The sequence below is a fragment of the Gordonia sp. GONU genome, assembly GCF_024733855.1.
GTDB lineage: Bacteria > Actinomycetota > Actinomycetes > Mycobacteriales > Mycobacteriaceae > Gordonia > Gordonia amicalis.
Genome location: NZ_JANRHB010000006.1, coordinates 1 through 13,879, shown reverse-complemented (window position 1 = coordinate 13,879; position 13,879 = coordinate 1). Strand labels below are relative to the sequence as shown.

Here is a 13,879-nt window from a genome sequence, read left to right as displayed (position 1 = left end):
GTCAGTGCCTCTCTTTCGCGGCAGATCCGGCGTCGGTGGTCTGCGTGGTGTCGGTGGCGTTCGCGGCGGTGTCGGCGGATGCCGGAGACTCGGCGTACAGCGTGGCCATCCGGTCCCCCAGGGCTTCTTCGCTGGTCTCGGTGTTGTCGACGACGATCACCGGAGTGTCCGAGCCACGCCCGCGGGTGGCGTCGTCGGCGGCGGCGACCGTGAAGGCGCCGTCCTCACCGCGGTGACGCTTCGGTTCGACGAGGGAGACCCGGACCCCGCGGTCGACAACGGGTCTCAGGTCGGCGAGCCACCGGCGACGGGAGCCCGCGGAGACGATCGTGAGAGATCGCGACCCGAACAATGCCAGACCCGCCCCCACCACGGCGGCAGTGCGGCCGCTGCGGTTGTCGGCGACCACGCAGGTGATGACGCTGCGGCCGGGTCCCACACCCGCCGACACGTTCTCGTCGACGATCGCCACCGGCGCCGCCCGCAGCATCTCACCGAGCTCGCGATCGGCGGCGTCGATGACGATCACGTCGGCGTTGGCGTTTCGGGTCATCGCGTCGAGGTCCGTGGCCGGGTCGGCGCTGAACCGGCACAGAACCGACACCGACCCGGCCCCGGTCAGCGAGGCACCGAGCAGGTTCAGCTTCTCGACGGCCGACGCCATGGCCGCGAAGTCGGGCACCACCGGCACCCCGACCTCGAGGCGCTTCGCCGGGCTGTCCGTCGCGGTGAGCAGACCCGCCAGCACGACGTCGTAACCCGTTGTGCAATCGAGCAACCGGCGGTGCCGTGCACGCAGGTCGTCGACCGTGCCGCCGGGATCGCGCAGGACCACCAGCACCCGCGGTGCGGTCGCGGCGGCCAGCGCTCGACGCTCGGCCGCGGCGATGTCGTTCGCCACCACCACGTCCGGATACACCAGGCGTAGCAGCGGCTCGGTCAGCACCGTGGTCACCAGCGCCATCACCACGAGCATCGCGAAGAGGTCGTCGCTGAGGACGCCGAGGTCGCGTCCCGCCGAGAGGATCACGAGTTCGGTGAGACCCCGGGTGTTCATGAGTACGGCGATCGCCGCGCTCTGCCGCGTGGGTATCGCGCTGGCTCGCGCACCCGCGTAGGCGCCGAGGAACTTGCCGGCGATCGCGACGACCAGCACGAGACCCAACTGCCAGAGCCCCGACAGCCCGATGCCCGCGAGGTCCACGCTCAGGCCGGTGACGACGAAGAACATCGGCAGCAGCAGCAGCACGCTGACCTGCTCGAGCCGTTCCAGGATCTCCCGGTGCAACTGCTCGGCACCGACTTTCGGCATCACCGCGCCGAACATGAACGCACCGAAGATCTGGTGGATGCCGATGACGTCGGTGACCGCCGAGGACAGGAACACGCCGATGAGGATGACCGCCAGGATGTCCGGGCTGAGACGTCCCGCCGAGTCCCGCCACTCGACCAGCTTGGCCAGCAGTGGGCGCACGATGCCGAACATGACCGCCGCGTACACCAGGGTCATCCCGACGATCTTGGCCACCTCCAGCGGATCACCGCCCTCGATGATCGCGATGATGAACGCGAGCAGGGTCCACGCGAGGATGTCGTCGACCGCGGCCGCGGCCAGACTGAAGACACCGGGGACGGTCCGCATCATCCCGCGGTCGGCGAGGATGCGGGCGAGCACCGGGAAGGCGGTGATCGACATCGCGACGCCCATGAACAGGACCATGCCGAGCCGTTCGATCTCGACTCCGCCGACGGTGTCGTGCGACGGGTACAGCATAAGTCCCAGTGCCGCACCGAGTCCGAACGGCAGCACGATCGAGCACGCCGAGATGCTCGCCGCCGCACGCTCACGACCTCGCGTCAGTCGCATGTCGAGTTCGAGGCCGACGATGAACATGAACAGCACGAGACCGATCTGCGCGAGCCCACCCAGGAGCGGCCGCACCTCTTCGGGGAACAACCACTCGTCGGGGTCTCCCGGCAGGAGCCCCAACAGACTCGGCCCCAACGCGATTCCGGCCGCGATCTCACCGACGACGGCCGGCTGGCGCACCGCACGGGCGATCATCCCGCCGACGCGGGCGACCGCGATGATGACCGCGACATCCAGGAGAAGGAACGCGACCGTGTGCTTGTCCATGTCAGGTCCTGGCCGTCTCAGATTCGGGCATGGTGCGACTCGAAGATGAAGTGGCGTCCTCCGATACGCACATGCGACCCCGGAACCAGTACATGGGGACGATGCGGGAGCAGGCGCACCTCCCGGTTCCCGCTGCTCGGGTCGGCGACGAACGTGCCGTTCGCCGAACCGAGGTCGACGAGCTGGACGGTCCACTCGACCAGCCGGATCTCGACGTGGCGGCGCGACAGCTGTCCGGTCTCGTCCTGGACGCGAATCGGTTTCGGGCTCCCGGCCCGTCCACCGCCGGATGATCCGGGTTCGCGGCCGATGACCAGGTCCTCGTCGAGCAGGAAGGTGAAGCCGTTGTCGAGTAGGAGCCAGCCGAGCGGCGGGCGCTCACCTTCCACGAGGAAGGTCGTCAGCTGATCCATCCGGATGCCGCAGACCCCGCACAGCCACGACTGCGGGTGGTTGAGATGACCTCGGGAACATCGGATTCCGTGCACCTTGGCCCGCGAGGCCTCGATCTTCACGACCTCCGTCGCGGGTCGCTGATGCTCTTCCTTCGGCAACGGGGCCCGCGGTTCGACATGTTCGGCGAACGGGTCGGGTTGGGCGAGCGGCGACTGCTGGACCGCGGGCGCGGCCGGCATCGGCTCCGTGGGGAGTGGCTCACCGGCCCCCGGTTGCCCGACCGGGGTCCCGCCCAGCGGGGTCGAGGTGAACGGCAGGGGCTCCGCCACCGGCGCGGCATGCGCCGGCGTCGACAGTTCGTCGACGTCCGGTCGCATCCGCTCGGTCGTCCCCATCTGGTCCGGTTCCGGCTCGGGCTGCGGTTCCGGTTCGGGCTGCGGTTCGGGCTCGGCCTGCGGTTCGGGCTCGGGCTGCGGCGCAGCCGCCTCGGACACCGGGATCCGCGACGAGGCGGGAAGCGGATGGAATTCGGTGCCGCGCAAACCCAGCGGCGTGTGCAGCAGAGTCCCGGAGGCGGGGACGACACCGTCGACGAGGTCGAATCGTTCCTCGCCGACCTCGGCCGGGACGGTCCCCTCGAGGTACAGGCCGAGCCCCTCGAAGGGCCACGGGACGGCCTTGTCGTAGGTCTCGCCGGGAGCCGGCTCGATCCGTTTGCCGTCGGTCTCCCCGTAAACCCTGCCCGACAGGAAGATCGCGATCCCGACGTTGTCGGGTGCGGCGAAGGCGATGTCGATCTGCTCGTCGGCGGTCAGCACGAGTTGCGCGAGCGCGCGGACGAGATGACGGCCGCGCCGGGGCGCGGAATCCGGTACCGAAACCGCTGATTCGATGTCGAGGAGGTCGGTGATGAACGCGGCCGGCACCGTGTCCGCGATCAGGCAGAGGAATGCGGGTTTGCGGATCACGATCCCGGCACCGGGGATCAGCGTCACCGTGGGGGTCACGCTCGGGATGTCGCCCGGACTGGTCACAGGAACCGTCCTCCTTGGAATCGCCAGTGCGGGAAGACCACTCGTAGCGGACCGTTGACCGCGACCCACACCAGCATCCAGGTGGTGACGAACTGGACCGCGAACACGAACGGCGACGGCCGGAGCTCCTCGGGCAGCAGCCCGGTCACGTCGATGACCAGCCACACCACGATGCCCTCGTTGATCGCGGTGAGCAGCCCGAACAGGGTGGGCCAGTCCTTCTCCCAGCGGAACTGCTGCAGGAAGTGGTAGACGAACTCCCAGGCGACCCCGAGCACGATGACCGTGAACAACACCGTGAAGGCGACGCGGTAGACGTCGAAGATCGTGGGATCACCCGAGGAGATCAGCCACAGGAACGGCACCAGGACGATGGTCCACAACCCGCCGAGGATGCCGAGCACCAGCACGCGGGTCTGGATCCGACCCCACAGGGTGGGCAGCATCAGTCGACTCCCTTGTTGTTCATCCACCGCCACCACTGGGCGGTCGACCGCCACGGGGTGAGGCGCTTGCAGAAGCCCTGCCGGGCGAGATCGTCGACGATCTCGAGCGCGGCGATCTGCAGACCGAGGAACGTGTCGACACCCGGGAAGTACCCGCCGAGTGTGGCGCTGCCCGATGCGTACAGCTTCCCGTCGCCGTTGCGGGTGCCCTTCAGCTCGAAGTCGCGTTCGACGTCCATCCGGCCGACCGGGTTGATCCCCGCGCCCGTGTGGTCGAGAAGGTCTCGCAGCAACCGGTGTTCGCGCACGTCGGCCTCGAGCCCGGTGCAGTCGATGACGTAGTCGGCGTACAGCTCGAAGGTGCCGTCCGGCCGGTGTTCCTGTCGGATCGGGGCGTGCGGGTCGACGCGCACGGTCGTCACCACGCCCTGGCCGCCCGGACCCGGCACCAGGCTCTCTGCCCTGCCGACCGCCACCCGGTACCACCCTTCCCGGCGTCCGCGCGCGAGCTGTTCCTGCCAGTCGTCGCGGACCGGGGTGTTGGTGCCACCCATCTGTTTGTAGGCCTCGGCGCGTTCGTGTCCCTCGAGTTTGCGCATGCGCGCCTTGAGCTGCCCACCCCACACCGACTTCGGATAGTTGAAGCCCTGGTAGGCCCACCCGTCTTTGCCCTTGCGCCGCATGAAGATGTGCGGTCCGTGGGGTTTGTCGTAGTAGGTGCGGAACAGATGCACGATCTGCGTCTGGAGGCCGAGCGCATCACGGTCGTCGATCAGGCGTTGCAGCACACGGGATGCGACGATCCCGGCGCCGCGGATGACGACGGTGCCCGGTCTGCGCTGCAGCGACTGGTAGACGTGTTCGTGCGATTCGTAGGCGTTGACGACCTTGCTGGCGTCGCGATAGGTCTCGCGGAACGCCTGCAGGTCCGGCAGCAGCTTGATTCCCGGATAGCCGATCGCCACATGCACCCAGCGGCTGCGGAAGGCGACCCGCTTGGTCGGCGAACTCCCCTGCGGCGGTGTGAGGATCGTGAAGTAGCCGCCGCCCGCGCGGCGTCGGATCATGCGAACCTGCCCGCGGTGCAGCGACTTCAGATAGCCGATGCGCCGGCACTCCTTCTCCATCGACTCGAACGCCTGCCCCGCTCTCGGGGTGTAGAAGTTCGCGAAGACGGGCTCCACCAGCACATTCCACAGCGGCTTGATCTTCTTGTCGGCCCACGCCTCGCGCACCGCATACGACGGGAACCCCCAGATGTTGTCGGGTGTCGACGCCGAATCCGACCGCAGCCGTTCGCCCCGCGGGATCTGCGACACCCGGGTGAGGTACTCGTAGCTGCGCCACGGCACCTCCTGCGGCCCGAGGACCGCGATCTGGTCGAGCGGAACGCCACAGATCCGCAGATAGTCGACGGTCACGAAGGAACCGATCCCCGAACCCACGGTGACGAACGGGACGTCGACGACCGGGATGCCCGCCACCTGCACCATGGCGTCGGTCCACACGTCGGTCTCGACGAGTTCGGGTGTGAGGTCACCGAGGCCGCCGGGTCCCGGCCGTGGAGCGCGCGGCGGCGGACCGGGCGCGTACGGGACACGACGGGACATCGCTTTCCTCCGATGAGGTCGGGTGGCACGGATTGTGCGGTAACTCTAACGTGCGAAGCGGTCCGCAACGTTGCGAAACCAGCCGAACGAATTACGTCCGTCTCGGCTGGTCAGCGGGCAAACCGGACCTGGTCGGACCACGGAACGTGACATCGAGTGTTGACAAATAGCGGAGCGTCGAAATACGTTCGACTCATCCGCTGTGGCCACCCGCACATGGCCCGGCCCACCTCGAAGGACGCGACGATGACCAAAGCATTGACGAATCCGCACACCACCGGCGACGCACCCTCGCGCTACGTTCCCGAACCCGATAAAACGGGCTCCGAGCACGACTACGGCCAGGTGCTCGACGACCTGTCCGCGGCCTCGGTGCACCGCAACTTCGACCCCTACGTCGACATCGACTGGGATGCGCCGCACATGGCGATCACCGCGGACGACCCGCGCTGGATCCTCTCCTACGAGGTCGACCCGATCGGTCGTCACCCCTGGTACCAGCAGCTGCCGGAGAGCAAGCAGATCGAGATCGGCATGTGGCGTCAGGCCAACGTCGCCAAGGTCGGCCTGCAGTTCGAGTCGGTGCTCATCCGTGGCCTGATGCAGTACAGCTTCTCCCTCCCCAACGGCGCACGCGAGTTCCGGTACACCACGCACGAATCCAAGGAGGAGTGCAATCACACCCTGATGTTCCAGGAGTTCGTGAACCGCGTGGGCATGGACGTTCCCGGCGCGAAGATCGGGTACCGGCTGATCTCGCCACTCGTCCCGCTCGTGTCGACGGTCTTCCCGATCGTGTTCTTCTTCGGCGTACTCGGCGGTGAGGAACCGATCGACCACATCCAGAAGGACTTCCTGCGGACCCGCGCCCGCCTGCACCCGACGATGGCCGCGGTGATGCAGCTGCACGTCGCCGAGGAGGCGCGTCACATCTCGTTCGCGCACCACTTCATCCGCGAGCAGGTCCCGCAGCGCAACCGCTTCCAGCGTTTCCTGCTGTCACTCATGCTGCCGCTGACGATGCGCATCCTGTGCGGTGCAATCGTGGTGCCGCCGCGTTCCTTCGCCCGGGAATTCGACGTCCCCCGTGAGGTCATGAAAGACATCTTCTGGCGGTCCGAGGAGTCGAAGCGCTTCCTGCGCAACGTTTTCGGAGACGTCCGGATGCTCGCCGACCAGAGCGGACTGATGAACCCGTTGTCGCGCCTGCTCTGGCGTGCACTCGGAATCAGTGGTCGCCCTTCGCGTTTCCGCAGCGAGCCGACCTACACGGCAGCCTGACCCCCACCGGCCTGATCCGCCCTCCTCCACACAGGTAGCGAACCGACCCTCATGCCTCACGTCGTCACCCAGGCGTGCTGCGGCGACGCGTCGTGCGTCTACGCATGCCCCGTCAACTGCATCCACCCCACCCCGGAAGAACCCGACTTCGGCATCGCCGAGATGCTCTACATCGACCCGGCGACCTGCGTCGACTGCGGGGCGTGCGTCAGCGCCTGCCCGGTCGGCGCGATCGTGCCCGGCCATCGCCTGCCCGACGGCCAGGAACGGTTCGCCGAGGTCAACGCTCTGCAATACCGCGACACCGTCGACGGTGCGGCGCGTTTCCCCGTGGACCCCGCACGACGACTCCCTCTCGCCCCGATCGACCGTCCGCGGCAGCTCGCGGTCGATCGCCGGGTGTCGATCGGCATCGTCGGCTCCGGACCGTCGGCGATGTACGCCGCCGACGAGCTGCTGCGCCATCCCCAGGTCTCGGTGACGATGTACGAACGCCTCGACCGGCCGTTCGGTCTCGCCCGCTTCGGTGTCGCCCCGGACCACCTGCACACCCGCAAGGTGATGCGCCTGTTCGACGACATCGCGCGCAACCCGAATCTGGAGATCCTGCTCGACACCGAGGTGGGACGCGACGTCACGCTCGACGACCTCCGGGCACGTCATTCGGGCGTCATCTGGGCCGTCGGCGCCCCCACCGACAAGACGCTGGACCTGCCGGGGATCGAGCAGGCCGGCGTCACCAGCGCCACGTCGTTCGTCGGCTGGTACAACGGCCATCCGGACTTCACCGACCTCGACGTCGACCTGTCCACCGACCGGGTGGTGGTCATCGGCAACGGCAACGTCGCACTCGACGTGGCACGAATCCTCGTCGCCGACCCCGCCGCACTCGCCGACACGCCCATCTCGCCGGCCGCACTGGCCGCCCTGCGGCGGTCGTCGGTGCGCGAGGTCGTCGTTCTGGGACGGCGCGGACCCGTCCACGCCGCATTCACGCTGCCCGAGCTGATCGGGTTGGTGGATTCCGGTGTCGCGGTGACGGTCGATCCCGCCGATCTCGAGTCGCCTCCGGTGGACGGCGAACTCGACGCGACCACCCGCGCCAAACTCGACATCCTGGCCGAATGCGCCGCTGCCGGTGAACCAGAGGGGCGTCGGATCAGGCTGGCGTTCTTCGGTTCTCCGCTCGAGGTGCGCGGGCAGGACGGACGCGCGAACGGTGTCGTCGTGGGCCGCAACCGGGTGATCGTCGACGACGCGGGCGCGACCGTGATCGAACCCACCGGTGAAAGCGCCACCCTCGAGGCCGGACTCGTGCTGACCTCGGTCGGTTACCGCGGCGTCCCCGTACCGGGCCTGCCCTTCGACGAAGCAAGGGGCGTCATCCCGCATCGCGCCGGCCGGGTGTTCGACGGCGACGAACAGGTACCGGGCACGTACGTGACCGGCTGGATCAAGCGTGGACCGTCGGGCTTCATCGGCACCAACAAGACCGACTCGGCGGAGACCGTGTCCTCGCTGCTCGCAGATCTCGAAGAGGGCGCGCTCTCGGATAGATTGATCGACCATGGGGCCCGCGTACCAGCGCACCACCGTGCGCGCCGATCTGTCCGCTCTTCCGGCTGACCTCGCGGCGGCGCTGCGTGACCACGCCGAGTCGCGGCAGCTGACCATCACCGATGACCTGCCCGCGTGGATCACCCGGAGCATCAATCCGCCGTCCTCGTCACTGACCGGCAAGCTCTTCGGGCGGCGCGCCAACCCGGCCGATCCCGACTCCGAGCACCAGACGCTCGTCGCACTGCACCCGACGCACCTGCTGGTCGTCGTCTCCGGGGCGAATCGCGGGATCTCGGCGCTGTCGGTGCCGCTCGCCGTCGCTACGGTCGAGACACCGGAGTCGGCGGACGGGTTCGCGGTGACCGGTTTCGCCGGTCAGGACGGTCGCCCGGGCAGCTATCACCTCGGCGTCGGCGAGCCACACGGCGCGGAGTGCCTCGAAGCGGTGCGTGCGGCGATCATGGCCGCGAAGAACCCGTGACCGGTCGTTCTCTGCAGTGTCGGTTTCGTCCGATTGAGTGAGGCACCCTGAAGCTGGACTCCAGACCTGGGATCACGGCGAGAGAAGCCCGTATGACGTTGTGCGCGTGCCAGATAGCCGCTGTAGCTGCACAAGATTCCGAACGAGGTGTCGCACGTCGCAGTGCGCACGAGTACTCTTGCGCCTCATGTGGGGGGACGAACCACGCGTGACGGGGATGTTCTCGAGGTTTGATTACACCGACGCCGCGCTGACCACCGGGGAACGTTTTCTGAAACTCGTCGAGGGGGTCGACGAGCCGGAGACGCGTCTGCCGGATATGCCGGGCTGGACGCTGGTCGACTGCCTGGGGCACGTTGCCCTGGCGCCGGCCCGGTTTCTCGCGCTCGCGCGCGGTGAGGGCGAATGGTGCCGACAGGCGATCGACGTCCCGGATTTCAACGCGAAACAGATCGCGAACCTGCCGACCCGTGACGTCTCGGCGCTGGCGCGCCAGCTGAGAGAGGGCCTCGACATCCTGGTCGACACCGTGTCGCATTTCAATGCACAAGTGCCGAAGATGCGATTCGACGGCGACCGGCTCATCCGGGCCGACGCCGCGCTGGGCATCCTCATCGGCGAGTTCGTGGTGCACGGGCACGACATCGCGCGTGCGGTGGGCGCGCGGTGGTGGGTCGAGCCCGACGTGGTGCTGATGATCATCCGTGGCCGACAACAGGTGCTGCCGAGCTGGGTGGACCAGACGGCAGCGGCGGGACACGACGGCACCTATGACATCCGATTGCGCGGGTGTTCGGAGCGCTACCTCTACGAGTTCACCGACGGCGAGCTGATCATCAACCCCGACGATCCCCGACGCGCCGAAGTCCACGTCAGCGTCGACCCCGCCGCGGCGCTGCTGATCGGTTACGGCCGGCTCTCCCCCACGTGGGCGGCGCTGACCGGCCGGGCATTCGCATGGGGAAGCAAGCCGTGGCTTGCGCCACGGCTTGCTCAGAAGTTCTTACCCGCCTGATTCAGCGGTTGGTTCGGTTCAGCGGTTGGTCGGCGAACCGGCCGGACGGCTGGCGCGACGTCCGCCCTGCGAACGTCCACCCGCACGATGCTGGTCACCGGAACGGGGCTGAGCCGCCGAGCGACCCTGTCCCGCCGAACGGGACTGACCGGCGGAGCGGCCGCCGGTGGCACGCTGTCCACCCGACCGGCGCTCGCCCCCGCGGCTCTCGCCGCCCTGACCGCGTGCCCCGCCTCGGCTCTCACCGCGGGCGGCGCCATTGCCGCGACCCTCGCCGCGCGAACGCCCCGGGTGTCCGCCGCGGCGACCACCCTGCGAACGACCGCCTTGCGAACGACCACCCTGCGAACGACCACCCTGGCCACCACGGGCCGCCTCGGCGGCCGCGCGCTCGGCAGCCGACACGCGGGGGGCCCGCTCGCCGACGAGCTCGTCGACGGCGCCGGCCTTGGCGTCGACCTGCTTCGGGGTGACCTTGATCTTGGCCTTGCGGAGCAGCTGCGAGACCTCACGACGCTGCTCGGGCAGGCACACGGTGACGACGTCACCGGAGCTGCCGGCGCGCGCGGTGCGGCCCGAACGGTGCAGGTAGGCCTTGTGCTCGGCGGGCGGATCGACGTGGACGACCAGCTCGATGCCGTCGACGTGCACACCGCGGGCGGCGACGTCGGTGGCCACGAGGACGCGCACGTCTCCCTCACCGAAGGCGGCGAGGTTGCGGTCGCGCTGGGCCTGGCTGAGGTTGCCGTGCAGGTCGACGGCCGGGATGCCCTGTTCGCTCAGCTTCTTGGCGAGCTTCTTGGCCTGATGCTTGGTGCGCATGAACAGGATTCGGCGACCGGCGCCGGAAGCGAGTTCGGCGACGAGGTCGGCCTTGCCCGCCGACGACACCTCGAACACGTGATGGGTCATGGCGGCGACCGGCGACTCGGCGGAGTCGACCGAATGCAGGACCGGGTTGTCGAGGAAGCGCTTGGCCAGCTTGTCGACGCCGTTGTCGAGGGTTGCCGAGAACAGCATCCGCTGACCCTCCGCCGGGGTGGCGGCGAGGAGCTTGGTGACGACCGGGAGGAAGCCCAGGTCGGCCATGTGATCGGCCTCGTCGATGACGGTGATCTCCACCTCGTCGAGCTTCACGATGCCCTGGCGCATGAGGTCTTCGAGGCGTCCCGGGCAAGCGACGACGATGTCGACGCCGCGGCGGAAGGCCTGTTCCTGGCGGGTCTGCTTGACGCCGCCGAAGACGGTGGTGACGGTGAGGCCGACGGCGGCCGCGAGCGGCTCGACGACAGCCGCGATCTGGGTGGCCAGTTCACGGGTCGGCGCCAGAATGAGGCCGGTGGGGGCACCGACGTAGCGCTTGACCTGCATCTCGGCGAGTCCGGCGACCAGCGGGATGGAGAAGGCGAGGGTCTTGCCCGAGCCGGTCTTGCCGCGGCCGAGGACGTCCTTGCCGTCGAGGGTGTCGGGCAGGGTGTCGGCCTGGATCGGGAAGGCGTCGGCCTTGCCCTGCGATGCCAGGACCTGGACCAGTTTGGTTGGTACGCCGAGGGATTCGAAGGAAACCTGGGGAGCGGTGGTGTCGGCGGGAGTGGTGTCGGCGACCTGGTTTGCAGGTGCCGAGGGGGTCTCGAGGACAGCAGTCATTATGTGAGCAGAGCTCTTCCTGTGCGTGGCACGCGAGCAGGACGACAGTTCACTGCCGATGGTCGGTGCCGATGGCGAACACGCGGGTACGCGGGCTCGTTCGCCGTATGAAGTCAATGGCAGGCGGTGGACATCTGAAGTCCGACCCGGCGACCACCTGAGTGGGCCCCGACCTGCGAGAGAAGCGTTCTACGACGCGTTGATGCAACCCGTCACGGGTGCAACACTGCGATCGACACTACGCGCCGGTAACGAAAGAAGCGAATCGTTGTGACCGAGGTCGCGGCTCAGAACGCCTCGCTCAGCATGACGGCGACGGTGCCGGGTTCCAGCGCGTCGAAGACATGCTCGACGTCACCGGGATAGGAGATGTAATCCCCGGGGCCGAGTTCTTCGGCGGCGTCACTCGGCCCCAGCCGTGCACGCCCGGTGCTGATGACCACGTGTTCGACGACGCCGCGCGCATGTGGCGCGGACACCCGCGGCTTGCCGGGCTCTGCCCGGATGACGTACATGTCGCGTCGGGAGCCGGGCGCGGCGGTCGACAGCAGGGTGGCCGAGTAATCGGCGTCTGCGGCGGGGATGAGGGGCCCCTCCCCGAACCGGATCACCTCGACGGTCGGCGCGGGTGAGTCCAGCAGCGCCGAGAACTGCACGCCGAGTGCCGTGGACAGCGACCACAGCGTCTCGACGCTGGGGTTCCCCTCGCCCGATTCGAGCTGGGACAGGGTCGACTTCCCGATACCCGCGCGACGCGCCAGCTCGGTGAGCGACAGTCCGGCACGTGCACGTTCGCGCTTCAGCGACGCGGCGACCAGCGCTTTCGGGTTCACCTGCCGAGATTCGTTCATCAAACCGTCCGATCGTCCATCTTGACGAACACCTGCTGTGTGTTCACTATGATAGTCATGCGTTCGGCATGGAGAACACTCGATTCGGCGACCCTGCGCGCCGTCGTCGTGATGTGCCTGTCGGTACTCGTGATCGGCGCGTCGTACGGGGTCGCGGCCCACAGCGCCGGCCTCGCCCTCTGGCAGATCGTGCTCATCGCGACCGTCGTGCTCGCCGGGTCGTCGGAGTTCGTCTTCGTCGGCGTCCTGGCCGCCGGGGGCGTCCCTGTTGTCGCCGCCCTCGCCGGACTCCTGGTCAACACGCGGAACTTCGGATACGGGCTCGCGGTGGGCAAACACCTGCGCGGGCTCCCGGAGGCCTTCCTCGGAGCACACCTGATCAACGACGAGACGGCCGCGATGACCACCGCGGAATCCGAGCCGCGGCGCGCCCGTGCGGCATTCCTGCTGTGCGGCTTGGGAATCCTCGTCTGCTGGCCGGTCGGAGCCGGACTGGGAGCCCTCCTCGGGAGCAGCGTCGCGAGTCCTGAAGCGCTGGGACTCGACGCCGCATTCCCCGCTCTGCTTGCCGCGCTTGCCATTCCGGCCTTGCGGACGCGCGCCACCTGGGCAGCGGTCGCCGTCGGCGGTGCCGTCGCGGTGGCCTCGACGCCGTTCCTGCCCGCCGGTTTGCCGATCCTGTGTGCACTGGCCGGATTCGCCGCCGTCGAAGCAGCCCGGCGGCTGCGGCCCCCGCTGCTCGAGCCGCGTTCTCCGCTGGTTGAGCCTGATTCTCTGCTGCTCGAGCCGCGTTCTCCGCTGGTCGATCCTGATTCTCTGCTGCTCGAGCCGCGTTCTCCGCTGGTTGAGCAGGCGAGGAGCGATAGCGACGAGCCGTGTCGAAACCACAGTGAGGCACCCCGATGATCTCCGGGTTCTCCCTCGGCATCGGAATCGCCGTCCTCGCTGTCGGCACCTACCTGATCCGGCTGGCCGGACCGCTCCTCCGCAACCGTCTCACGGTGTCGGCGACCGCGGAGAAGCTGATGGATCGGGCCACCGTGGTGTTGCTCGTGGCGGTGGCGCTGACCGGGGCCGTTTTCGCCGGTCACGACTTCGCCGGCTGGGCACGGCCCGCGGGCGTGGCCGTCGGCGTCGTCGCGGCCGTCCTGCGCGCGCCGATCGCGGTCGTGGTCATCCTCGCCGCCGCGACCGCCGCCGGGCTGCGCGCGATGGGGATCGCCTGAATTTTCCGCAAACCCAGCACTTTTCCAGATTTCCACCACCGTCGGCGCATCCTGTCAGGCTGTTTGTGAGACACCTGGCGGGGTGTGCGGGGATCGGAATGGGTGATGACTATCAGTGTCGAGGTCGGCCGTACTCCTAGTGGGCAGCGGTCGTATCCACTCGGTTTCAAAGTCGAGTTCCTGCAGTTGTGGGAT

The 13,879-nt window shown here is 68.3% G+C and carries 11 protein-coding genes and 1 pseudogene; 6 read left to right on the top strand and 6 right to left on the bottom strand.

Annotated features, from left to right (window positions below):
- Position 1 precedes the first annotated feature (1 nt).
- Genes NWF34_RS07775 through NWF34_RS07760 form a run of 4 tightly spaced genes read right to left on the bottom strand, consistent with a single transcriptional unit; the run spans position 2 to position 5,623 of the window.
- Positions 2 to 2,137 carry a cation:proton antiporter gene (locus tag NWF34_RS07775; protein WP_258324622.1) on the bottom strand — a complete coding sequence of 712 codons (2,136 nt, stop codon included), beginning with the start codon at positions 2,135 to 2,137 and terminating at the stop codon, positions 2 to 4.
- A gap of 17 nt (positions 2,138 to 2,154) precedes the next feature.
- The gene (locus NWF34_RS07770; protein ID WP_258324621.1) at positions 2,155 to 3,567 is read right to left on the bottom strand and encodes an FHA domain-containing protein; all 1,413 of its coding nucleotides are present in this window, start codon (positions 3,565 to 3,567) and stop codon (positions 2,155 to 2,157) included.
- Positions 3,564 to 4,013 (bottom strand): hypothetical protein, encoded by a 450-nt coding sequence (locus NWF34_RS07765; RefSeq protein WP_258324620.1) that lies wholly within the window; start codon positions 4,011 to 4,013, stop codon positions 3,564 to 3,566. The genes NWF34_RS07770 and NWF34_RS07765 overlap by 4 nt, the downstream gene beginning before the upstream one ends.
- Positions 4,013 to 5,623 carry a hypothetical protein gene (locus tag NWF34_RS07760; RefSeq protein ID WP_258324619.1) on the bottom strand — a complete coding sequence of 537 codons (1,611 nt, stop codon included), beginning with the start codon at positions 5,621 to 5,623 and terminating at the stop codon, positions 4,013 to 4,015. The genes NWF34_RS07765 and NWF34_RS07760 overlap by 1 nt, the downstream gene beginning before the upstream one ends.
- Before the next feature lie 246 nt (positions 5,624 to 5,869).
- Here NWF34_RS07760 and NWF34_RS07755 point away from each other — a divergent pair, with 246 nt between their 5' ends.
- The 4 genes from NWF34_RS07755 (at position 5,870) to NWF34_RS07740 (ending at position 9,960) form a co-directional block, all read left to right on the top strand.
- The gene (locus tag NWF34_RS07755; RefSeq protein ID WP_258324618.1) at positions 5,870 to 6,904 is read left to right on the top strand and encodes a diiron oxygenase; all 1,035 of its coding nucleotides are present in this window, start codon (positions 5,870 to 5,872) and stop codon (positions 6,902 to 6,904) included.
- A gap of 51 nt (positions 6,905 to 6,955) precedes the next feature.
- Positions 6,956 to 8,530 carry a 4Fe-4S binding protein gene (locus NWF34_RS07750; protein WP_258324617.1) on the top strand — a complete coding sequence of 525 codons (1,575 nt, stop codon included), beginning with the start codon at positions 6,956 to 6,958 and terminating at the stop codon, positions 8,528 to 8,530.
- The gene (locus NWF34_RS07745) at positions 8,472 to 8,945 is read left to right on the top strand and encodes a hypothetical protein (protein ID WP_258324616.1); all 474 of its coding nucleotides are present in this window, start codon (positions 8,472 to 8,474) and stop codon (positions 8,943 to 8,945) included. Before NWF34_RS07750 ends, NWF34_RS07745 begins: the two co-directional genes overlap by 59 nt.
- A 187-nt stretch (positions 8,946 to 9,132) precedes the next feature.
- A complete protein-coding gene (locus tag NWF34_RS07740; RefSeq protein ID WP_258324615.1) occupies positions 9,133 to 9,960 on the top strand; it encodes a maleylpyruvate isomerase family mycothiol-dependent enzyme in 828 nt (275 codons plus the stop codon).
- Between the two features lie 18 nt (positions 9,961 to 9,978).
- Here the strand turns inward: NWF34_RS07740 and NWF34_RS07735 are convergent, their stop codons facing one another.
- Together NWF34_RS07735 and NWF34_RS07730 are read right to left on the bottom strand one after the other, a co-directional pair.
- On the bottom strand, positions 9,979 to 11,607 hold the full coding sequence (locus NWF34_RS07735) for a DEAD/DEAH box helicase (RefSeq protein ID WP_258324614.1): 1,629 nt from the start codon (positions 11,605 to 11,607) through the stop codon (positions 9,979 to 9,981).
- Between the two features lie 287 nt (positions 11,608 to 11,894).
- Complete coding sequence (locus NWF34_RS07730) at positions 11,895 to 12,458, bottom strand: helix-turn-helix domain-containing protein (protein ID WP_258324613.1); 564 nt, start codon at positions 12,456 to 12,458, stop codon at positions 11,895 to 11,897.
- A gap of 57 nt (positions 12,459 to 12,515) precedes the next feature.
- Between NWF34_RS07730 and NWF34_RS07725 the strand changes: the two are divergent.
- Positions 12,516 to 13,190 (top strand): annotated as a pseudogene (locus NWF34_RS07725) (AzlC family ABC transporter permease); the annotation flags it as partial.
- A gap of 170 nt (positions 13,191 to 13,360) precedes the next feature.
- Positions 13,361 to 13,684 carry an AzlD domain-containing protein gene (locus tag NWF34_RS07720; RefSeq protein ID WP_258324611.1) on the top strand — a complete coding sequence of 108 codons (324 nt, stop codon included), beginning with the start codon at positions 13,361 to 13,363 and terminating at the stop codon, positions 13,682 to 13,684.
- The last annotated feature ends 195 nt before the right edge of the window (positions 13,685 to 13,879 follow it).

Bases quoted from the DNA above. Each gene is read 5' to 3' on its own strand.
- NWF34_RS07755 (WP_258324618.1), top strand. From the start codon at position 5,870: ATGACCAAAGCATTGACGAATCCGCACACCACCGGCGACGCACCCTCG.
- NWF34_RS07735 (WP_258324614.1), bottom strand. From the start codon at position 11,607: ATGACTGCTGTCCTCGAGACCCCCTCGGCACCTGCAAACCAGGTCGCC.
- NWF34_RS07765 (WP_258324620.1), bottom strand. From the start codon at position 4,013: ATGCTGCCCACCCTGTGGGGTCGGATCCAGACCCGCGTGCTGGTGCTC.
- NWF34_RS07760 (WP_258324619.1), bottom strand. From the start codon at position 5,623: ATGTCCCGTCGTGTCCCGTACGCGCCCGGTCCGCCGCCGCGCGCTCCA.
- NWF34_RS07740 (WP_258324615.1), top strand. From the start codon at position 9,133: ATGTGGGGGGACGAACCACGCGTGACGGGGATGTTCTCGAGGTTTGAT.
- NWF34_RS07775 (WP_258324622.1), bottom strand. From the start codon at position 2,137: ATGGACAAGCACACGGTCGCGTTCCTTCTCCTGGATGTCGCGGTCATC.
- NWF34_RS07750 (WP_258324617.1), top strand. From the start codon at position 6,956: ATGCCTCACGTCGTCACCCAGGCGTGCTGCGGCGACGCGTCGTGCGTC.
- NWF34_RS07720 (WP_258324611.1), top strand. From the start codon at position 13,361: ATGATCTCCGGGTTCTCCCTCGGCATCGGAATCGCCGTCCTCGCTGTC.
- NWF34_RS07730 (WP_258324613.1), bottom strand. From the start codon at position 12,458: ATGAACGAATCTCGGCAGGTGAACCCGAAAGCGCTGGTCGCCGCGTCG.
- NWF34_RS07745 (WP_258324616.1), top strand. From the start codon at position 8,472: ATGGGGCCCGCGTACCAGCGCACCACCGTGCGCGCCGATCTGTCCGCT.